At 48.2% G+C, this 21,922-nt stretch carries 19 protein-coding genes; 15 read left to right on the forward strand and 4 right to left on the reverse strand.

Translation table 11 applies throughout. The features are described 5' to 3' along the window. Positions 1 to 103: 103 nt before the first annotated feature. The 4 genes from cymR to A7K91_RS11370 are packed head-to-tail and all read left to right on the forward strand — an operon-like array spanning position 104 to position 2,467. Positions 104 to 523, forward strand: coding sequence for a cysteine metabolism transcriptional regulator CymR (cymR, locus tag A7K91_RS11355; RefSeq protein ID WP_068682712.1), 420 nt, complete (start codon positions 104 to 106; stop codon positions 521 to 523). Between the two features lie 12 nt (positions 524 to 535). Beyond that, entirely contained in the window at positions 536 to 1,693 is a 1,158-nt protein-coding gene (locus tag A7K91_RS11360; RefSeq protein ID WP_068682714.1) for a cysteine desulfurase family protein, read from the forward strand. A gap of 15 nt (positions 1,694 to 1,708) precedes the next feature. Next, positions 1,709 to 2,245 (forward strand): PRC-barrel domain-containing protein, encoded by a 537-nt coding sequence (locus A7K91_RS11365; RefSeq protein WP_082967392.1) that lies wholly within the window; start codon positions 1,709 to 1,711, stop codon positions 2,243 to 2,245. Between the two features lie 12 nt (positions 2,246 to 2,257). After that, positions 2,258 to 2,467: a hypothetical protein gene (locus tag A7K91_RS11370; protein ID WP_068682716.1), complete on the forward strand. Its 210-nt coding sequence runs from the start codon at positions 2,258 to 2,260 to the stop codon at positions 2,465 to 2,467. A 102-nt stretch (positions 2,468 to 2,569) separates the two neighbouring features. Here the strand turns inward: A7K91_RS11370 and A7K91_RS11375 are convergent, their stop codons facing one another. Continuing rightward, positions 2,570 to 4,798, reverse strand: coding sequence for a copper amine oxidase N-terminal domain-containing protein (locus tag A7K91_RS11375; protein WP_068682718.1), 2,229 nt, complete (start codon positions 4,796 to 4,798; stop codon positions 2,570 to 2,572). A gap of 749 nt (positions 4,799 to 5,547) precedes the next feature. Here A7K91_RS11375 and A7K91_RS11380 point away from each other — a divergent pair. Together A7K91_RS11380 and nspC are read left to right on the forward strand one after the other, a co-directional pair. Continuing rightward, positions 5,548 to 6,786, forward strand: a complete 1,239-nt coding sequence (locus A7K91_RS11380) for a saccharopine dehydrogenase family protein (protein ID WP_068682721.1) — start codon at positions 5,548 to 5,550, stop codon at positions 6,784 to 6,786. 1 nt (position 6,787) lies between these two features. Further along, a complete protein-coding gene (gene nspC / locus A7K91_RS11385) occupies positions 6,788 to 7,915 on the forward strand; it encodes a carboxynorspermidine decarboxylase (protein ID WP_068682723.1) in 1,128 nt (375 codons plus the stop codon). A 70-nt stretch (positions 7,916 to 7,985) separates the two neighbouring features. Here nspC and A7K91_RS11390 read toward each other — a convergent pair whose 3' ends face one another. Genes A7K91_RS11390 through A7K91_RS11400 form a run of 3 tightly spaced genes read right to left on the reverse strand, consistent with a single transcriptional unit; the run spans position 7,986 to position 12,644 of the window. Then, a complete protein-coding gene (locus A7K91_RS11390) occupies positions 7,986 to 10,064 on the reverse strand; it encodes an acyltransferase family protein (RefSeq protein WP_068682725.1) in 2,079 nt (692 codons plus the stop codon). Between the two features lie 48 nt (positions 10,065 to 10,112). Continuing rightward, positions 10,113 to 11,546 (reverse strand): MBOAT family O-acyltransferase, encoded by a 1,434-nt coding sequence (locus tag A7K91_RS11395; RefSeq protein WP_068682728.1) that lies wholly within the window; start codon positions 11,544 to 11,546, stop codon positions 10,113 to 10,115. Continuing rightward, positions 11,547 to 12,644 (reverse strand): hypothetical protein, encoded by a 1,098-nt coding sequence (locus A7K91_RS11400; protein WP_068682730.1) that lies wholly within the window; start codon positions 12,642 to 12,644, stop codon positions 11,547 to 11,549. A 194-nt stretch (positions 12,645 to 12,838) separates the two neighbouring features. Between A7K91_RS11400 and A7K91_RS11405 the strand changes: the two genes are divergently transcribed. The 9 genes from A7K91_RS11405 to A7K91_RS11445 all read left to right on the forward strand — a co-directional run bounded on the left by A7K91_RS11405 (position 12,839) and on the right by A7K91_RS11445 (position 21,918). Next, on the forward strand, positions 12,839 to 13,909 hold the full coding sequence (locus tag A7K91_RS11405; RefSeq protein ID WP_068682732.1) for an AI-2E family transporter: 1,071 nt from the start codon (positions 12,839 to 12,841) through the stop codon (positions 13,907 to 13,909). Positions 13,910 to 14,351: 442 nt separating this feature from the next. After that, positions 14,352 to 16,985 (forward strand): alanine--tRNA ligase, encoded by a 2,634-nt coding sequence (alaS, locus tag A7K91_RS11410; protein WP_068682734.1) that lies wholly within the window; start codon positions 14,352 to 14,354, stop codon positions 16,983 to 16,985. Between the two features lie 54 nt (positions 16,986 to 17,039). After that, positions 17,040 to 17,309, forward strand: coding sequence for an IreB family regulatory phosphoprotein (locus A7K91_RS11415; protein WP_068682737.1), 270 nt, complete (start codon positions 17,040 to 17,042; stop codon positions 17,307 to 17,309). A gap of 14 nt (positions 17,310 to 17,323) precedes the next feature. Continuing rightward, positions 17,324 to 17,740, forward strand: a complete 417-nt coding sequence (gene ruvX, locus A7K91_RS11420; RefSeq protein ID WP_068682739.1) for a Holliday junction resolvase RuvX — start codon at positions 17,324 to 17,326, stop codon at positions 17,738 to 17,740. 8 nt (positions 17,741 to 17,748) lie between these two features. Beyond that, the gene (locus tag A7K91_RS11425) at positions 17,749 to 18,045 is read left to right on the forward strand and encodes a DUF1292 domain-containing protein (RefSeq protein ID WP_068682741.1); all 297 of its coding nucleotides are present in this window, start codon (positions 17,749 to 17,751) and stop codon (positions 18,043 to 18,045) included. After that, complete coding sequence (locus A7K91_RS11430) at positions 18,045 to 18,359, forward strand: DUF1292 domain-containing protein (protein ID WP_068682743.1); 315 nt, start codon at positions 18,045 to 18,047, stop codon at positions 18,357 to 18,359. The genes A7K91_RS11425 and A7K91_RS11430 overlap by 1 nt, the downstream gene beginning before the upstream one ends. A gap of 176 nt (positions 18,360 to 18,535) precedes the next feature. Beyond that, entirely contained in the window at positions 18,536 to 19,660 is a 1,125-nt protein-coding gene (gene mltG, locus A7K91_RS11435) for an endolytic transglycosylase MltG (RefSeq protein ID WP_245697431.1), read from the forward strand. Between the two features lie 44 nt (positions 19,661 to 19,704). Continuing rightward, a complete protein-coding gene (locus A7K91_RS11440) occupies positions 19,705 to 20,637 on the forward strand; it encodes a peptidase U32 family protein (protein ID WP_068682745.1) in 933 nt (310 codons plus the stop codon). A gap of 24 nt (positions 20,638 to 20,661) precedes the next feature. Beyond that, complete coding sequence (locus A7K91_RS11445; RefSeq protein WP_068682747.1) at positions 20,662 to 21,918, forward strand: peptidase U32 family protein; 1,257 nt, start codon at positions 20,662 to 20,664, stop codon at positions 21,916 to 21,918. Positions 21,919 to 21,922 lie beyond the last annotated feature (4 nt).

The raw sequence follows: 21,922 nt of genomic DNA on the forward strand, positions 1-21,922 counted from the left end.
AAACTTTTTCATGAAATGACAACCTTTTTTGCACACGGAACGTCTGGTGTATGTTAACATATAAAGGTAATGGGAATACAGAGAAATAGAGAGAGGTGCTACTTTGAAAATATCGACAAAAGGTCGTTACGGTCTCACGATTATGATGGAGCTTGCAGCCAAATTTGGCGAAGGTCCTATATCCCTTAAAAGCATCGCAGAAAAAAACAGCTTGTCCGAGCATTATCTGGAGCAGCTCGTTGCTCCGCTTCGCAACGCGGGTCTGGTCAAAAGCATTCGCGGCGCATACGGCGGCTATATCCTGTCAAAGGACCCTTCGCACATTACGTCCGGCGATATCATCCGCATTTTGGAGGGACCGATTTCTCCGGTCGATTTTACAGAGGAAGACGATCCGGCAAAGCGCAATTTGTGGCTTCGCATCCGAGACAGCATTGCGGAAGTGCTGGATACGACTACGCTTGAAAGCTTGATTGCTTACAAGGAAGAAGAACAAAAAGATTCGTACATGTTCTATATCTAGGCGGCGACGGAGATGAAAAGATATTATTTCGACCACTCGGCAACAACGCCGATGCATCCCGATGTAATAAACGCTATGCTTGAGGTGATGCAGGGACCGGGCGGCAACGGCTCAAGCACCCATGCCTTCGGACGGGCTGCCAGGGGCAGAATTACTGCAGCGCGGGATTCTGTTTCGGCAGCCCTTGGCTGCAAATCAAGCGAACTGATGTTCACGTCAGGAGGAACGGAAAGCGACAATATCGCTTTGATCGGAGCGGCCAGGGCGCAGCGCAGGCGCGGCCGGAACCGGCTGATTACATCCGCTGCGGAGCATCATGCCGTGCTGCATACCTGCCAGTGGCTTCAGGACGAAGAAGGCTTTGAGCTTATTATGTTGCCTGTGGATGAATTCGGTCTTGTAGACCTGGAGCAAGTAAAGGCGGCGCTAACCCCGGAAACCGCTATTGTCAGCATTATGCATGGCAATAATGAAGTAGGCACGCTGCAGCGGATAGAAGAAATTGGGGCGCTGGTTGCTGAATCAAATGCGGTGTTCCATGTGGATGCCGTGCAAACGCTTGGTTTTATTCCGTATTCCTTAAACCATATGCCTGTTGATTTGATGAGCTTCTCCGCTCACAAAATCAATGGGCCGCAAGGCGTTGGCGCGCTGTATGTCTCCTCGGGCGTTCACCTGGACCCTCTGCAGCATGGAGGCTTGCAGGAAAGAAAACGCCGTGCTGGCACCGAAAACGTAGCCGGAATTGCGGGTTTTGCAAAAGCAATTGACATTTCTGTGAACGAAAAAGAAAAAAAGCAACCTTTTTTGGACAAGCTTCGTATGAGATGGATAGAGATGCTTGCAGAGGGAATTGGTCCCGCGGGCGTTGTTGTCAATGGACATCCAACTCTGCATCTTCCTCATATTGTCAATATCAGCTTTATCGGCATTCCGACGGAAAGCATGCTGATGAATCTGGATATGGCCGGAATAGCGGCGGCAAGCGGCTCAGCCTGTACATCGGGTTCTTTGGAAAAGTCGCATGTATTGAAGGCAATGGGGGTATCTCGCGAACGACTGGATTCGGCAGTAAGATTTAGCTTTGGTTTGGGGAATACTTTGGAGGAACTGGAGCAAGCGGCGCAAATTGTGATTGATATTGCCCGCCGCCTGTCCAAGCAAGGATAGGAGGTCCCTCCCAAAGTGATCAAACTTCAACAGCTGATCGGATTACCCGTTTTGGCCATCCATTCCGGCAAGTATGTCGGAACGGTAAAGGACGCCTGGTTTGACGAGCATTGGCGATTAAACGGACTTATATTGGAATTTGCCAAATGGTTTGCGTTTAATGTCAGGGCGGTAGAATGGAGCGATGTATTGACCTGCGGTGAAGATTCCGTCATTATCTCCGGAGAAGGCGCGGTTAAGGTAATGAAGCCAAAACAGGTCAAGCGCGCATTTTATTGCGGCATCGTCAAGCTGAAGGATATGCCGGTGATTACGGTGCATGGCGTTCAGCTTGGGGCTGTAAGCGATGTTTATTTTTTCCCGTTTCAGGGTACACAAATAGTAGGCTATGAGCTTACTGACGGTTTTGTTTCGGATCTGATGGAGGGACGGAAGTGGCTGAAGTCACCGAGTGATCCGGATGACGTATTGCTCGGGGAAGACGCGATTATTGTTCCTGCTGTCAGTGAAGCGGAATTGGAGCCTGTCGCAGCTTCCAATTTCAAGGGATAGGGAGACATGTATATGATGAGATGTCCAAACTGCAATTCAAAAGATATCGGAAAGATTGGTTCCCATCAGTTCTATTGCTGGGGCTGCTTTATTGAATTGACGGTTAACGGGGAAAAAATGTCCGTATACCAGGTTGAAGAAGACGGCACGTTAAGCTCGCTTGATGATTTGTTTTTTGAGGACGAAATTGCTCATACAGAAACTCACAATCATTTTACGTAAAAGTGGCTTGTTACTAAACTTAATGTATTAGGTATAGAAAACCCCCTCACATTCGCGTTTGGCGAAGGCGAGGGGTTTTTGAGCGGGTACAATGTTAGAAACTCACTTAATCTCCAACATAAATTTATCCCCATATCTTTGACCGAAAGGATAAATAATTTTTAGCTCATAAGTGCCTGCGGATACGTACTTGCCACTCTGATTTTTTTGATCCCACAATACAGGCATGCTGAATCCTTCATTTTGATTCAATGTTCCATTAAGGCTAGGTAAGTCTCCCTTGTAAATTTGCTTCAATTTTCCGTTTGTATCCACTTTAGAGACCGTATAGAAGATTTTATGGTTTTTAAATGTGTAGGGCTTGGGATCGCTGTTATAGACTGTGAAATCAAAGGCGATTATGCTATTTAGTGGATATATCTCCTTATAATTCACAGGAGCAAACATGGCGGAATACTCCATATCGCGCTCATTTATTTCCAGAGACTGCAGCAGTTGAGGGTTATCCTTAATAAATACCCGATAGGCCCCTTTTACGGACTCAGCCAGGTCTGTTTTAAAATGGTATGTGCCGCCAGTGGCCGGCTTTACATTATTTTGATGATCAATATACACAAATATTGATTTATTAATATCATGTTCCATTGGAGCGATGATAATCTGTTTACCTGTTAAATCACGATGAATTTGGATGCTTCCCGAGATAATACGACCATTCCCGTCACTGACTAATTTCCCAACAGTGACGTAATCATCAGCATCGCTCCAGTTAAAACCAGATTTCTGCAGAGTTTTGGACTGCTTCTCAGCCCATTTCAGATAAGCCTGGAATCGAAGCTGTTTTATTTCCAGGGCGGATAAAGCTGGCAATGAAGCTTCGGTTTGCACCAATACCAGTCTGGAGTCCGAGTTCCATCCCACCTTGGCTCCAAATGTCTCCAGCACGATTCGGGCCGGGATATACGTAAAGCCTTTACGAATGACCGCTGGCGTGCCCAACGGCTGTTCTTTGCCGTTAACAAGAGCAGTGCTGGAGTCAATCGTCAGCTTGATTTGTTTGCCGTCCTTGCTTGCTGTAACGACACGCTTAACAGGGTCCCAGCCAATTTTGGCGCCAAGCTTGGTTAAAAGCTCCCGGAACGGAACAAGCGTATGCCCGTTTTCCACAATGGGCTGATTTTTCAAATCAAGGAGCTCATTGTTCCACACCACAGCGGCTTTATATCCGGTTTGACCGGCTGGCACGGCGATATCAATGAGCCATTCGCTTGCGAGAGGCATAGGCCTGGTTTCCAGGCTGCCCAAATAATCGACCCATTCCCCCGTTTTTGCATCAATAAAAGGACCGGCTCCTGTATAAAATACAGGAATGCCCTGTTTGGGTACAAAGGAGTATTCAGCGGTGGCGCTGCCTTTTCCATCCGGCCTGAAAACCAATTCTACGTCATACAGGGACAGCAGCCGCTTTTTAGCCAGTTCTACGCTATAGGTTGGCGAAGCTGTGCCTGTCGTATTTTCTTCACCTTCGCTCATGCCCCCAAAGGCATAAACCAGCCGCTTGTTGTTATCCTCGGTCCAGGACAAAATGGGCTTAAAGCTTTTGTATAGCCTTGTTTGCGCTTTTTGAATGCTTTCCAGATTTTGTGGAATAATATAATTGGTTTTGGTCCAGCTCAAATCATGTCCGGCGACCTCGCCTGTTGCACGATTGATCCAGACATATAATTTGTCGGGTGTACGACCGTTTTGGTATGCCCGTTGGAGCGGGATAGTGTGGAGGGCCTTGTCAACCCAACGGAGCGAATAATCCGATTCCTCTATAACGTTATCCATCCATTGCTCGTGGTCAAAAGGCCAGCTTTGCTCTTTCGCATATTTTATAGCTATGTCTATGGCTTGAGCGTAGCTGAATTTCTCTGATGAAGGGTCGTACGGAGGCGCCATGGGGTCCCCGCCAACGCTGCTGTAATTCAATCTTTCACTGAGAGCAATCAGCTCGCCGTCGGAGGAGCGAAGTTTGATCGTTCCTTCCTGAACATTACCGCTCCCATTTGAATAAAGATAATGGATCGACCAACTGGCTTTATTTGGATCAGGAGCATTGGACACAATTTTGGCGTCTTTAGGAATCAGTCCATATTGCTTTGCCCGTTCCAGAGCATCGCCTTCATTTGCAAGCTTAACAGCCTTCAGCTTTGTTACATCCTCGGCAGCATAGGAAGCCGGAGCAGCAAGGTAAGCCGATCCGCTAAAAATAATGGAGGCTGCGAGCACGCTTTTGGCAAAAATAGTAACGCCCCTCCGGCCAAGATAAGCGCGGGTTGTCTTCATTCTGGATCACTCTCCCGAAAAATAGAATTTTCTAGCTGTTATTAAGGACGGTTTCCAGAAAAAAAAGTTGCGGCGCAATGGATGGTTAAGGGGAGAAGCAAGGCTGAAGGATTTCCGGCAGGGCAGGCAGCTTGAAGTGAAGAAAGACCGAAACGGCGCAGTTTTTGCGGCATCATGCGTTTTATTGTCGGTGCTGGGCTAGCTGCGATTGAAGCTTTACAAAAAATTAATATGATAAAAATCAAAAAAGGGTCTTGTATTTTTTCTGTACGTCTGTTATTGTAAAACCTGTGATTTTGGAAAGCCGATATATCAATATGAGATGGATCTTTCCAGCAAATAACTTTGACCACTCCCACAAGGACGTTAAGGCCATACGGACAGCCGGGTCAAATGCCGATTGGCAACATGAGTTGCCTTATTGATTGAGTTAAAAGCTCAAATTTTATAAGTTGGTTACTTTACAACCAGTGCATTTGCACATCAACTTGTGAAACGGTCAATAAGAGTGGTAAAGGCGAATTATTTGCTATATAGACTCTGATCCCAATATTGATATACAGTAGAAGCTTTCCGTCAAAGGGGCACTTTATGTTCTTTTGATCTGGAATTGTGAGCTTTTTAATATTGTATATCAAAGCAAGTGTGATGCGCGGATATGCCATTTTGCACTTGTTTTTTTGTTGCAAAAAATACGGTGCACGCGGCACGGGACGAAAAAATCCAATTCAGGTCAGGAGAATGAAACCATGGGAAAAGTATTAATCATTGGCGCCGGCGGCGTCGCATCCGTAGCGATTCATAAATGCGTTCAAAACAGCGAAGTGTTCGAGGAAATCTGCATTGCAAGCCGCACCAAGTCCAAATGCGACGAGCTGAAAGCAAAGCTTGACGGCGGCAAAACAAAAATCACAACGGCGCAAGTGGATGCGGACAACGTTGACGAGCTGATTGCTTTGATCAACAAGGTTAAGCCTGATCTCGTGATGAACCTGGCGCTTCCTTACCAGGACCTGACCATCATGGACGCTTGCCTGGCCACTAAAACGCACTACATGGATACGGCAAATTATGAGCCTAAGGATACGGCTAAATTCGAATACAGCTGGCAATGGGATTACAAAGAGCGCTTTGAGCAAGCCGGCATTACGGCACTGCTGGGCAGCGGCTTTGACCCAGGCGTAACAGGCGTATTTTCCGCCTATGCGCTGAAGCACTATTTTGACGAAATTGAATATATCGATATTCTGGACTGCAACGGCGGCGACCATGGCTATCCGTTCGCAACCAACTTCAATCCTGAGATCAACATCCGCGAAGTATCCGCTAACGGCAGATATTGGGAAAAAGGCGAATGGATCGAAACTAAGCCAATGGAAATCAAACGCGAATACAACTTTGCGGAAGTTGGCCAAAAAGATATGTACCTGCTGTACCATGAAGAGCTGGAGTCGCTGGCGAAAAACATGCCCGGCTTGAAACGCATCCGTTTCTTCATGACCTTTGGCCAAAGCTACCTGATGCACCTGAAAGCTCTGGAGAACGTTGGCATGACTTCCATCGAGCCAATCGAATTTGAAGGCCAGCAAATCATTCCTCTGCAGTTTCTGAAGGCTGTTTTGCCGGACCCTGCTTCCCTTGGACCACGCACGGTTGGCAAAACAAACATCGGCTGCATTTTTAAAGGCAAAAAAGACGGTCAAGACAAGACGTATTATGTCTACAACGTTTGCGACCATCAAGAGTGCTATAAAGAAGTAGGCTCCCAGGCGATCTCGTACACGACTGGCGTGCCGGCCATGATCGGAGCAGCAATGATTCTGACGGGCAAATGGGTTAAACCAGGCGTTTACAACGTAGAAGAATTTAATCCGGACCCGTTCATGGAAGAGCTGAACAAATGGGGCCTGCCTTGGGTAGAGGATTTTAATCCGGTTCTCGTGGACGAACTGCCTGTAGAAGAAAAAGAATCGGAGCTTGTTCGTTAAGATGAAATTTGAGGAACTTCCGACGCCGTGTTTTGTTGTTGACGAGGAGCTTATTGAGAGAAACCTAAAAATCCTGAACGGCGTTATGACGCGTACCGGTGCAAAAATCGTTTTGGCGCAAAAAGCCTTTTCCATGACGGCGATGTATCCGTTGATCGGTCAATACTTGAGCGGAGCAACCGCAAGCGGGCTGTACGAGGCCCGTCTGAGCTATGAGGCTATGGGCAAAGAAAACCACGTCTTTGCTCCCGCCTACCGTCAGGATGAAATAGATGAAATTATTTCCATTTGCGATCATATTATTTTTAATTCCTTTTCGCAGCTGGAGAAATTTAAGGATAAGGCGCTAAAAGCGGGAAGAAAAGTCGGTTTGCGCATCAATCCGGAATGTTCCACGCAGGAGGGGCATGAGATTTACGATCCATGCTCCCCCGGCTCGCGATTTGGCACCAAAAGCGAAGATTTTCGTCCTGAACTTCTGGATGGCGTAACAGGGCTTCACTTCCATACGCTTTGCCAGCAAAATTCGGATGATCTGGAAACGACGTTAAACGCCGTTGAAGAGAAGTTTGGACAATGGCTGCCGCAAATGGAATGGATTAATTTTGGCGGCGGGCATCATATTACGCGCGAGGATTACGATATTCCAAGACTGGAAGCCTGCATCAATCGCATGCAGGAGAAATACGGCCTGGCTGTTTATCTGGAGCCTGGGGAAGCTGTGGCGCTGAATGCCGGCTATTTCGTCACCTCCGTGCTGGACCTGCATAAAAACGGCATTGATATCGCCATTCTTGATACGTCTGCGACATGCCACATGCCTGACGTGCTGGAGATGCCATATCGCCCGCCGCTCTTCGGCTCAGGCGAGCCGGGAGAAAAGCCGTACACGTATCGTCTTGGCGGTCAAACCTGCCTGTCCGGCGATGTAATCGGCGACTATTCCTTCGACAAGCCGCTCCAGTGCGGAGACCGCCTTGTGTTCGGGGATATGGCGATTTATTCCATGGTCAAAACAAATACGTTTAACGGCATGCCATTGCCTGCCATCGCGATCCAAAGAAAAGGCGGAGATTGCGAGATTGTGCGCCAGTTTGGCTACAATGATTTTAAAGAACGCTTGGCCTAATACAATAGCCCCTTTCGTTTGGAATGATTCATTCCATTTGAAAGGGGCTTTTTACTGCTTAAGTCGCGTCTTACTGAACAGGCGCTTTTATTTTTTCCAGGACTAGTAAAAGCTCCTTTCTGATCGGCTCGGCCAGCATAGCGGCAAATTGAGTGCTTAGATGGAATTTGTCGCGGTAAACAACGGTATTATTGATGACGGACTTACAGGATTGAGAGTCACAGAGGTAATCGGACATGTCTACAAAGTAGACATTGCCGGGTAAATTCTCTGTATGCGCCCAAGGAGGCTCGCCTGATAAAAGCTTGTCTCGAGGCACAGAGCAATTGTCCCCTCCATACAGTTCAACGCAGGCAGGCACATCTTCAGGCATCGACGGGGTGTCTCTGATGGCAAAAATAGTCGTTATCCCGTCGAATTTGTTCCACATATCAATGTAGCCTTCCGGTATGTAAGCATCTCGATCAACATTTGCTGTAGTCATCAATACATCTGGAGGATCCTGTAGCAACGCTTCTGCTGCAAGCTTGTTCCATTCGATACAGGAGGCGGACAGCTTACCGTCAAAATCATCTGTCGTGAATCTGCAAGCATCCTTATTGTAAACGTCGATTCTAAGTTTTTCTTCCAGAGCAAATTGCTCCAGCGCAGGGAACCAATGTCCGGAGCGAGACCCGCCAACGAGAGCCAAGGTGTAATCCGGGTCGCTTGTTTCTCCATAGGAGCATTTTTTCATGCCCCTGTTTTTCATATCTACATAGCATCGATCCCCGTAAAAAACAGGCAGGTTTTGGATGTCCGCTAAGGAGGCGGATACTAAAGCGGAATCGTGTTCGCCTTGGGTACCCCATAACTGCTGAAAAGCATCCAGAACAGGCTCTGGCTCCTCATCAAGTTCAATTACGCGTTTTGCTTCGGAATTCTCTTGATCCAATACATGCTGCATCGTTGCTTGCGCGGCCATTTGCCGGGAATGCTCGGCATATATACTCCAGAACAGGCTGGCCAAAACAACGGGAAGGGCAAAGGAAGCCAATAAAAATACGATTTTTTTTCTGGATTGCCGAAGGGACAGCTTTCGAATAGGCGCCTCAACCATTCGGGTTGCAAGCAGAGATAATGCAAACGTAAGGAGAAGAATCGCAATTCCCGCCAATGCGGAGACGTCTTCCTTCCTGAAGTAAGCTAAATAAAAAAGCAACAGCGGCCAGTGCCATAAATAGAAGGCGTATGAAATATTGCCCAGAAACTGGAACGGCTTGGAGCCGAGTAGCCGCGCAACGCCGAAGCCGGAGTTGCTTTCAGCCGAAATAATGATAAATATCACGCCCCATATCGGGAGCAGCGCCGCATAACCCGGAAATACAGTGGATACTGGCAATAGGATGCCGGTTAAAGCAATGATGCAAAGACCCGTCCAGCCCAGGCCAATACTGACCGGTTTGCGTATAGCCGCATAAGGGAGCAGCAACGAAAGGATGCCCCCTAAGCTAAACTCCCAAACGCGCGCAAAGGTATCGAAATAAGCCCAAGGCTGGTTGACGGCTGTTATGTAAATGGAGTAGGAAATCGACATTACAAAAATAAGTGACAAAACAAGCAGCAACGTTTTGCGCGGAGGCGTTTTAAACCATTTGACCGCCATCATAAAGGAAGCGTAAATGACGAGCGGCCAGGTGACGTAAAACTGGCCTTGAATGGATAAAGCCCAAAAATGCTGCAAGGGGCTTGCTTCATTATGCTGAGCCAAATAATCCACGGCATCCAGAGCCAGATTCCAGTTTTGAAAATATCCCGCTGATGCAAGCGCCTCCGATATGATTTGCCTCCATTGGACCTGCGGCAGCAAAAAAAACGAAGCAGCCATAACAAACAAAAGAACGATAAATGCGTTTGGAAATAGCCGCTTGCCCAAACCTAGCAGGTAGTCAAAAAAGCGGATATGTCCTTCTTTTTCCATCTTCGATAATAGAGAGGTTGTGATCAAATAGCCCGAAACAATAAAAAAGACGTCGACTCCGCCGGAAACGGAGCCAACCCAGATGTGATAAATAGCTACAAGCATAGCGGCGACCGCCCGAACGCCTTCTAATTCGGGACGGAATTTTTTGATGCCGGCTTTTAAATCGCTAGTCGTGCTTGAAGTCACTGTGGCTCACTCACTTCTTTTATATTTATGTTATTCTAGATTGCTTTTTTAAAATTGGAAGTAAATAAAGCTGCTGCCTTCGCCTCTAAAGAGGAATACAAGCAAAATGGTAGCAACGACTGCGTAAATAGCCCCTCTTATAATAACGGGGATGTTGAGCTGCCACCAAAGCGACAATCTGCCGAATCTGGATACAATGACGCGCTCCAAAATATGCAGAATGTATAATCCCGCTGCAAGAGCAAATAAAGAAAGCATTTCAGGCTGGTAGTTAAATTGGTGAACAAAGGTCATTTTTTTTAGCATAACCAGCGCTTCCTGGATCGTGTTGGCCCGGAAAAAGACCCAGCCGATTACGGTTAGATGGAAAAAAACGGCGATTGCTGCGACTTTATACAGGACGGAGCCGGTAAAGGACTCCAGCTTGAGCTTTGTAATCAGTTTACGGTACATACGGTGTCCGGCGGATAAAAAACCATGATAGAGCCCCCAAATAATGAAGGTCCAGGCCGCTCCATGCCACAGGCCTGAGATAGCCATTGCCAAGATAAGATTGGCATAAATCCGCCAGTTTGCAACCCTTGACCCGCCCAGCGGTATAAAGATGTAATCCCGAATCCATTGTGAAAGCGTAATATGCCACCGTTTCCAGAACTCGTTTGGATTTGAGCTGAGATAAGGCGTTTTGAAATTCAAATCCAGTCGAAGTCCAAGCAAGAAGCCTATACCTACGGCCATTTCGCTATATGCGGAAAAATCAAAGTAGATTTGGAAGGCAAACAGATAAGCGGCAATCCACGCTTCAACGCCGGTTAAACCGGCTGCATTCTGGAAGTAATCGTTGACATAAGGCGCTACTTGCTCCACGATAACCAGCTTTTTGACCAATCCCAGCAAAATAAAGGCAAGCCCCAGCTTGGTTCTTCTGTTATTGAAGGCGATGCTTTTAATTTTTCGAAGCTGCGGAAGAAAATCGCCGCCGCGAAGAATAGGGCCGGCCGCCGAATGCGCAAACAGGGCGATAAACACCCAGAACTCTAGCAGAGATTTGGCGGGCTGGAGTTTTTTGCGATAAACGTCAACCAGATAAGCAATAAGTTGAAAGGAATAAAACGAAATGCCAATCGGGAGCAGAATCATGCGGTCTTCCAGGAAGCTCCCCGAGAAATCAAAGCGAAAATTGGCAAGCCGTTCAATGTTTTCAATAATAAAAATCGAATATTTGAAAAAAAACAAATTGCCCAATACGATAGCCAGTCCTGCAAAAAGCGCAAGCTTGCTTCGCGAGCCTCTTAGCCCAAGCGATATAAAATAGACAGAGGTGACAATAAGGGCAAAAAGCAAAAAGTAGCCAAGTCCCGCATATGCGTAAAACAAGGCATTGGCAGCCGCGAGCGTGTACATCCTTGCACGGGGAAATGAAAAATAAAGAGCAACAACCAACAATAAAAATAATATAAAAACAGGCGAATTAAACAACATCTATTCGTTCTCTCCATTCTGCCAAGCGCGCCATAAAATGTGTGCCAGCTCCTGATTGCCCTCGTTAGTTAAATGGGTATGATCCGTAAATTTGTCGGCAGAAATAACATCCTTTAAAGGAACATAGGTAACGTCCGGCCGAGCAAAATAATCGCTTAGGGTCGCCCAATTGTCTTGATAGCCTTGAACATTAATTTCATTTTTGGACAGTTCGCTATTGGCGCCTGCTATAAAGACTAGCGTTTTTTTGCTTTCCTGGTGCTGGAATATTCGATTCATAAAATAGACGCCCCAATTACGTTCAGTCATATCAAAGGGCGCAGGATTAAAAAAGTTTAAATATTCGTAGCTCTTTATCCATTTCTGATTTATTTTTTTCTCATTCCATGGAAGCGGGTTGCCAAGAAGATCCGTGCCCGCTTTTTGTTGTTTCCAGTAAAAGGATATCGGGTCTTTGTAGAGGTAAATCGGCAAAACGCCCATTAGCTTGTGAATTGCCGTTTTTTCTATGTAATCCTTGCCTTCAAGGTCCTTGTAGCCCGATTGTACTAATTGTTCCCGAACATCGCCAAAGGCTGCGGGATCAAGTCTTTTCAGCTGATCCCCGAGCCAGAAAACGGCGCGAGGGCCGCTTGAGCGCTCGTTAAAGGCGGAATAGGACAAGCCAATAATGAGATTAGACGTTGAAATCCCCTTTTTATCAAGCATTAGCAGAAGAGTATAAATATCTCCAGGCTGCATGGAGGGAGCAGATAAATTAAAAACAGCAGGCTTTTCTTTTGAACCGCCCGCACTTTCATTTAAATAATAGCCCAAGGAATGCCGGGAAGTTTCATTGGTGCCCCAGGCTACGGAGTTTCCGATTAAAATGATGTAATCGTCCCGTTTCTCCTTTTTAATTTTTTTGGCCATTTCATCAATAACGACCTCGATTGTATTCTGGTTTTTCAGAAACATGTTGTAATTGATTCGATAGTTGTAGACCGTGTCCAGACTGACATACCAGGTCAGTCCGATCTGAATCCCTATAAAAAAAATGATGGCGATGGCGAAGCTCTTAAAGCTTCTTCGTGCTTGTTTAACTTTTTTAACTTGCATCTGTCTACCTCTCAATTCATTTCATTCTATTATAGTATTCTCGATGGAAACATCACGAAAATTAGTATAACAAATGGATTTCCATTCAGTCCAGACGAATGGCTTCCTGCTGCTGGAAGATCATTGCGTATTGATGGATGATTAAGCCAACTTGTACATATACTTAATTAAGTTTGGGCTTGGGGGGTGATCATGTGAATCGTTTTACGGATAGTCGGCTTTTTGTATGGCTCGTTTATTTGATTCTAGGTCTAATTGCCATCTATTTTCTGCTGATGCTGAAGCCGTTGATCGTGACGGTATACGCTTTTTTGAAGGCAGTGCTGGGGCCGTTTGTCATTGCCATGATTATTTCCTATGTCCTGAATCCCGTTGTATCCCTGCTGCATGAGAGGCGGGTGCCGCGCACCATCGCGGTGCTGCTCATTTATGCGGTGTTTTGCGCTGTGATTACGGTTTTGCTGCTCAATCTTATTCCGATGCTGATTGGTCAAATGCAGGAGCTTAACCGGCATTTGCCGGAATTGTCCATGCGCGCTCAAGACATCGTGACGGACATCAACAATACTTCATTTTTGCCCGGGGGCTTTCGCGACGGAGTAAGCAAAATGCTTATCGGCATCGAAAAGTCGGCGTCGGAAGCGCTGCTTAGCTTTGTCAACAATATCGGGGCGGTGTTAAATGCTGTGTTTATTGCGTTTATCATTCCGTTTTTGGCTTTCTACATATTAAAGGACTTTGAGGTGTTCGAGCGCGCGGTCATTACCTATGTGCCAAGATCGCATCGCAAAAATACGGTGAGGCTGCTAAAGGATATCGACAATGCGCTTGGCAGCTATATCCGCGGCCAGTTTGTTGTTTGCCTGATTGTTGGCGTTCTGGCGTATGGCGGTTATCTCATTATCGGCATGCCTTATTCGCTGCTGCTTGCCAGCATTGTTGCGATCACCAACATCATTCCTTATTTAGGTCCGTTTTTTGGAGCCGCGCCGGCACTGCTTATGGCCTCCACCATTTCGCTAAAAATGATGATTCTTGTGGCAGTCGTCAACACGCTGTGCCAAATTCTGGAGAGCAATATCATATCGCCGCAGGTTGTTGGACGCACCCTTCATTTGCATCCGCTGCTTATTATTTTTGCATTGCTGGCCGGAGGGGAAATCGCGGGCATTCCCGGCATGATTCTTGCCGTACCGATTTTTGCAGCCTGCAAGGTCGTTATCCAGCACATATTCGCTTATTATGTGAGAAGAAAGATCATTTGACAGCTTTCACAGCGATAGCTATAATTTTGTCTATATGCATGTAAGTAAAAGTAGAAATTCAAAACGTTTGGTTTTCAGTACCGAAGCTGACTATGCCGCTAGGCATGGTTCGTAATGGAAAGCGGACTTTTTGAATAACCTATAATAGGAAAACGTTGACGAATTGAAGTAAGCCTTAACTATCAGACAGAGAAAACACTCCTTCGCAGCTGCCAGATTACGGCATATACGCGTTGGTTGAGAGAGTGTTGATGACAAAGAATGGCTGAAAGCTCTTTTCGGAGTGTGAATTAACTTCACCGGCTGGACCCGTTATCCTCCATCAAGGCGATTTTGCGATAGTTGTGCAGAATAACCAGGGTGGTACCGCGAAAGCTTTTTCGTCCCTGTCTTTGACAGGGGCTTTTTTATTGTCGTCAAACTAAATCAGGGGGAATTCCAAATGAAAGCAAGTGAAATCAGATCCAAGTGGCTGGCGTTTTTTGAAAGCAAAGGCCACAAAATCGAGCCCAGCGCATCTCTGGTGCCTCATAACGATCCGTCTCTGCTGTGGATCAATGCCGGCATGGCGCCGCTGAAGCCTTATTTTGACGGACGAGTTGTTCCCGAAAATCCTCGGATTGCCAATTCTCAAAAATGCATTCGTACCAACGATATCGAAAATGTCGGCAAAACGCGCCGCCATCACACCTTTTTTGAAATGCTGGGCAATTTCTCCATCGGCGATTATTTCAAGGAAGAGGTCATTGCATGGGCATGGGAATTTTTGACGGACAAAAAATGGATCGGCTTTGATCCCGAGCGCCTGTCTGTTACGGTTTATCCAGAGGACGAAGAAGCATTCAACTATTGGAACAAGGTTATCGGCTTGCCGGAAGAGCGTATTTACAAGCTGGATGAAAACTTCTGGGATATTGGGGAAGGACCTTGCGGACCTTGTACGGAAATTTTCTACGATCGCGGCGAAAAATACGGCGATTTGTCCGATCCTGAATGCTGGCCGGGCGGCGAAAACGAACGCTTCCTGGAAGTGTGGAACCTTGTGTTTTCGCAATTCAACCATAATAAGGACGGCAGCTACACTCCGCTCCCTAACAAAAACATTGATACAGGCGCGGGGCTGGAGCGGTTTGCCTCCATTCTGCAGGATGTTGATTCCAACTTCGACACCGACCTGTTCCGTCCCATCATCGACCGTACCTGCCAAATTGCAGGCGTAGCCTACAAGTCCAATGAAGAAAGCGATGTAGCCCTGAAGGTTATCGCGGACCATATCCGGACTGTGGCGTTTGCGGTTGGCGACGGAGTATTGCCAGGAAACGCCGGACGCAATTACATTATTCGCCGCTTGCTGCGCCGCGCGGTTCGTTATGGCAAGAAGCTTGGCATCGATCGTCCGTTCCTGTACGAGCTGACGCCGGTCGTTGGCGAGGTTATGGGCGTTTATTACCCGGAGGTGCTGGAGAAACGCGAATTTATCGAGCGCGTCATCCGTACAGAAGAAGAAAGCTTCCATAAAACGTTGTCCGAAGGACTTGTTATGTTATCGGAATTGGTTAAAAGCGCCAAGCTGGAGGGTAAAACGGTTATTGCAGGCGCCGATGCCTTCAAGCTCTACGATACGTTTGGCTTCCCGTTTGATTTGACGGAGGATTTTGCCCTGGAGCACGGCATGACGGTTGACCGCGACGGCTTCGACGCTTCCATGGAGGAGCAGGTTAAGCGGGCCCGCGATGCGCGCCAGGATACGGGCAGCATGAAGGTGCAGGGCGGACCGCTGGCCGATATTACGGATAAAAGCGAGTTTGTTGGCTATAATGAGTTGGTAACAGAAGCCAAAATTACGGCTATTCTCCTTGATGAGGAGCTAAGCGAATTTGCCGGAGAGGGCAGCCGCATCGCGTTGTTGCTTGACCGGACGCCGTTTTATGCCGAAAGCGGCGGGCAAATCGGCGACAAGGGTACGATTCAGGGCGAAGGCTTCCTGATTCAGGTTGATGACGTAACCAAGGCTCCGCATGGCCAAAGCCTGCATCATGCAGTTGTTGTTTCCGGCACTGCCGTTTCGGGAGCATCCGTTAGTGCGGCGGTTAATCGCTCGTTGCGCGAGGATATTATCAAAAACCATACCGCGACTCACTTGCTGCACAAGGCGCTTAAGGAAACGCTGGGCGAGCATGTCAATCAGGCGGGCTCCCTTGTTGAAGCCGAGCGCCTGCGCTTCGACTTCTCCCACTTCGGCAGCATTACGCCGGAGGAGCTGGCCGCTATTGAGCTTAAGGTGAATGAGCAGATTTGGCTGGGTACGGATGTTGTCATCTCCAGCAAATCGCTGAATGAGGCCAAAGCGATGGGCGCAATGGCGCTGTTCGGTGAAAAATACGGCGATGTGGTTCGGGTGGTTCAGGTTGGCGACTATAGCCTGGAGCTTTGCGGCGGCTGCCATGTCGGCAACACTTCGCAAATCGGCATGATCAAGCTGCTTGGCGAAAGCGGAATTGGTTCCGGAGTACGCCGGATTGAAGCGGTGACAGGCAAACATGCTTACTCCTTCTTCGAGCATCAGGGAGACTTGCTGAAGCAGGCAGCGGCTTTGCTGAAATCGGGCGTTAACGACGTGCCGAAGCGGATTGAAGCCATGAATGCCGAGCTTCGCGAATTGGCTCGCAGCAATGAATCACTGCAGGCCAAGCTGAGCCATATCGAAGCGGGATCGCTTGAAACGCAAGCAATCAAGGTTGGAGAAATCTCCGTTTTGTGCGCTCGCGTCAATGCGCCGTCAATGGACGCTCTGCGTAACATCGTGGACGAGCTGCGTCCGAAGCTGCCTTCAAGCGTTATCGTGCTTGGCGCGGTCCAGGATGACAAGGTCAATCTGGCAGCTGCCGTTTCGGCCGATCTGGTCAAGAAGGGTCTGCACGCCGGCAAAATTATTAAAGAAGCTGCGCAAAAATGCGGCGGCAACGGCGGCGGACGTCCCGATATGGCGCAAGCCGGAGGCAAGGATGTTTCAAAACTTGACGAAGCCTTGAAACTTGCGGAAGAACTGGTTATCGCAGGTGCGAATGTGATATAGTAGATTCAAGCCATACAGCTTTTAAGACGTTTTTTGGAAAGTGAGGTGCTGTTGATGAGTTCTATGGACCAAACAATGAAGTTTAACGTGAAGGCGGAGGGCGAGGAGACTTCTTCCGGCGACATTCTGCTGAAGGTGCACGAAGCGTTGCTGGAGAAAGACTACAATCCAATCAACCAGATCGTTGGGTATTTGCTGTCCGGCGACCCCGCGTATATTCCGCGGCACAACAACGCCCGAAGCTTGATACGCAAGAAGGAACGGGACGAACTGATCGAGGAACTGGTCCGGTTTTACCTGCAGCACAACAAGGAACAACGTTAGGAGCCGGGCAAGGGATGAGGGTAATGGGATTGGATTACGGCGACCGGAATATCGGCGTGGCTGTCAGCGACGCGTTTCGCTGGACAGCTCAAGGACTGACGGTTGTTGAAAGAAGGCGCAATGAAGGAGAATTCGATGTTCTGGCGGAGCTGGTTAAGGAGCATGAGGTATCCGAAATTGTGGTGGGCCTTCCGAAAAATATGAACGGCTCCGTAGGCCCGCGCGGAGAAATTAGCATAGCCTTTGCCGAGCAGCTCGGAGAAAGGCTGGGTATGCCTGTTCACCTTTGGGATGAAAGGCTGACGACGGTTGCTGCAGAACGGACGCTGCTGGAAGCGGATGTCAGCCGGAGGAAGCGAAAGCAAGTGATCGACAAGATGGCGGCAACGCTGATCTTGCAAAATTTTCTCGACTCTAAAGCGAAAAGGTGAGGGTGGATATGACAAAGGAAGACGTTCAATACGAAGAGCCGGAAATTATCTATATTCCGGATGAAGAAGGCAATGAGGAAGAATTCGAGGTCATCATGAAGTTTGAGGTTGACGGATCGGATCAAAAATATATGATGGTGGTTCCTCTGATCAGCGAAGATGAAGAGGAGGACGAGGTATACGCCTTCCGTTACGAAGAGGACGGAGACGACCTCAAGCTTTATACGATCGACGACGAGGAAGAGTGGAGCATGGTGGAAGAAACGTTTAATACGCTTCTTGCCGAGCTGGAGGAAGAAAATTAATGACTAATGCAAGCGAAGGGTCTCGCAATCACCCCGAGTCTACGCTCCTGCGCGATGCTTTCGGTCCTTATGTGGAGCTTGAAACCGATGCCGGCGAGGAAACCTTTCATATCAAAGCGGAGTTTTACATCGGCGATGTTCTATATGCTGCGCTGCAAAGCAAAGCTATGGTCAAAGAAGATGAGCTGGAGTTTTTCCGTGTCGTTGAAGAAGATGGAGAGTTCCATTTGGAGAGCATCGAGGATGACGAGGAATGGGAAACGGCGGCTGAGGCTTACGACGATCAGTTTTTTGTCGGTGACGAGCGACCGTAGAGCCAAGCGGCATGGACATGCAAGCTTCCATGTATTATGATTAAAAAAGGCCTTGTAAGCAATAATGCGTGATTTGATGATATAGGGTAACCAACAGGGCGGCTGGCAACCGCTCTTTTTCAATGTTGGGGACATTGAGGAGTGCAGTCTTATTTTACTGAAAAGGGTGTTGACTGTTGGCTAAAGAGGAAGAAACGCGGCCGGACAAAAAGAAAAAGAAGCGCAAAAAAGTGGTCGGAAAGCCGCGGAGTTGGGTAATCTCGTTATGGGTGGTGGCTTGCCTCCTGCTGTTAATGGGGCTTGTTGCTGGCGGAACAGGGTTCTATATTTGGAGCAAGCTGAAGCCGATGCCGTCGGGCGCAGTCAAGGAAGTGACCATTTCCAAAGGCATGTCTGCTAACAGCGTGTCCCGATTACTCGAAGAAAACGGGATTATTCGAAGCGGCGTTATTTTTGGCTATTATTTGAAATTAAAGGATGAAGGCTCTCGCTTTCAGGCTGGCGTATATGAATTGAAGCCTGGCATGGATAACTCCGAAATAATCGCTAAGCTGAATGGGGGAGATACCATTGCGGCTGAAACGTTCCGCTTTACCATTCCTGAAGGCTATACGCTTCTTCAAATCGCCGACAAGCTGGCGGCGGAAGGCATTGTAGACAGGAACAAGTTCCTGGAGCTGGCCGAAAGTAAAACAGCATGGGGCGATGTTGAAGCTGTGCGTTCCATTCCGGAATCCGACAAGCTGCACAAACGCTTGGAGGGATATCTCTTCCCGGAAACCTATGAGATGAAGACGGGAAGCACGGAGCAGGACATCATCCTGCGCATGTTGAAAGAAACCGACCGCAAGCTTGGTTTGCTGCCGGACGGCTGGCAGGATACGCTTGAGGAATCCGGAAGATCTATTCATGAGCTGTTGACCATTGCATCGCTTATTGAGCGCGAGGTTGTAGTGGACGAGGAGCGCAGTCTGGTTTCCGGCGTTATTTATAACCGCTTGAAGCTTCCGATGCGGCTGCAAATTGATGCTACGATTCAATATGCCCTTGATGTTCCAAAGCAGGTTTTGACTCATGCCGATTTGAAGGTTGACAGTCCTTACAATTCCTATGAAAACGACGGACTTCCACCTGGTCCTATCGCAAGCCCAAGCCTGGCTTCGATCGAAGCCGCGCTGTATCCGGCCGAAACGGACTATCTCTTTTACGTAACCAAAAAGGATGGCTCCCAGACCCATTTATTTGCTAAAACGTTCAAGGAGCATCAACGGAATATCGAGGCCAGCAATAACGGTCAATAAGGAGTGCTTAGCTGGCATTCATGCAGAGGATAAGGAGAACAACTATGGCTTACAAACCAGAATTGCTGGTGACAGCATCTACAATAGATGAACTAAAGCTGCTGGCTGAAGCGGGAGCGGATGCCTTCGTTATCGGGGATAGCAGATTCGGCACTCGCCTAGCCGGCAGCTTCACCGAAGAGATGATCCGGGAGGCGGTGGCTTTTGCCTCGCCGCAAGGAAAATCCGTTTACGTTTCAATGAATAACCTGATTTCCAATGAACGGCTGATGGAGCTGCCCGGTTTTGTAACATTTTTGCATGAGGCTGGCGTTAATGCCATCATTTTTGGCGATCCGGCAGTTTTGATGGCAGCGCGCGAGCATGCACCCGGCACGCCCCTGCATTGGAATGCGGAGATGACCTCCACAAACTTTGCAACGGCAGAATATTGGGCTCGCCGCGGAGCTACTCGTTATGTGCTGGCGCGGGAGCTGAATATGGAGCAGATTGAAGATACAAAGGCAAAAAGCGATATGCAAATCCAGGTGCAGGTGCACGGGATGACTAATATCTACCATTCCAAGCGGTATCTTGTGGACAGCTACCTGGAGCATCAGAGCGATGGCAGGCAGCTAGGCGGTAACGGGCGCGAACAGGGGTTGTTTTTGACGGAGGCTGAGCGTCCCGGCGAGCATTTCCCGATTTTTGAGGATGAAGGCGGCACGCATATTATGAGCTCGGACGATATCTGCATGCTCGAAAATATTCACGAGCTGCTGGCTGTAGGAGTGGATAGCTTCAAAATCGAAGGTATTTTGAAGCCTGCCGCATACAATGAAGCCGTCGTTAAGGCCTATCGCAAGGCGATTGATGCCTATATGTCGGACCCTGCCGCCTATACGTTTGAAGAGGAATGGCTGGAGCCCATCAGGGAGAAGCAAGACCCGAATCGAGAGCTCAGTTACGGTTTTTTCTATAAAGAGCAGGTTTATTAAAGGAATCAGGGAGGTGCAGACAGCATGAGCGCAACAGTGACTACGGCGCCGCGTTACCAAGGAAAAAGACATCGTCTCGATCGTCCGGAGCTGCTGGCCCCGGCAGGCAATTTGGAAAAATTGAAATTTGCCGTCCACTATGGGGCAGATGCGGTTTACATCGGAGGCCAGAAATACGGACTGCGATCCAATGCGGACAATTTCAGCTTCGAGGAAATGAAGGAAGGCGTGGAGTTCGCCAAGCAATATGGCGCAAAGGTATTTGTTGCTACAAATATTTACGCGCACAATGAAGATATTGATGGAATCAGCGATTATTTGCGCAAGCTGGAGGAAGTCGGCATTGCTGCGATTATTGCCGCCGATCCCATCATTATCGAAACGGCACAGAAGGTTGCTCCCGGACTGGAGGTTCATCTCAGCACGCAGCAATCCACCTTGAACTGGCAAGCGGTCAAGTTTTGGAAGGATGAGGGATTGCCTCGCGTCGTGCTTGCCAGAGAAACCAGCTTTCAGGAAATTGCCGAAATTAAACAACATGTGGATATCGAAATCGAAGCCTTTATTCATGGCGCGATGTGCTCCTCCTACTCAGGGCGCTGCGTGCTGTCGAATCATTTCACCGATCGCGACTCCAATCGGGGCGGCTGCTGCCAATCCTGCCGCTGGAAATATGATTTGTTCCAGGGCGAGGAGCAGTTGAACGGGGAAGGTCAGGATGCTTTTACAATGGGCTCCAAGGATCTGTGCATGATTCAGTATTTGCCGGAGCTGATCGAGGTGGGCGTGGACAGCTTCAAAATTGAAGGGCGCATGAAAAGCATTCATTACGTAGCGACGGTTGTTAATGTGTATCGTCAGGCGATTAATGCTTATTTTAATGATCCTCAAGGCTTCGAGGTTAAGCAGGAGTGGATCGACGAAATGAATAAAGCAGCCAATCGTCCGCTTAACACGGGCTTTTTCCTGGATGCGCCGGGAGCGGAGGACCATATTTACGGACCTGAGGAAAAAGCGGCCCCTTATGATTTTGCGGCGATCGTGCTGGATTATGACGACCGTACCGGCTTTGCAAAGCTGCAGCAGCGTAACCACTTCAAGCCCGGACAAGAGGTGGAGTTTGTTGGACCGGGCGGCACCTTCTTTAAGCAAACGGTCACAGAGCTTACCGACATGGACGGCAATCCGCTGGATGCGGCGCGACATCCCATGCAGGAGGTGCGCGTCCGCACCCTGAAGCCAGTTAAAGCCATGGACATGATGCGCAAAAAAATCAGGTAATAAT

This window comes from Paenibacillus oryzae, from assembly GCF_001675045.1.
In the GTDB taxonomy this organism is placed as follows: domain Bacteria; phylum Bacillota; class Bacilli; order Paenibacillales; family Paenibacillaceae; genus Pristimantibacillus; species Pristimantibacillus oryzae.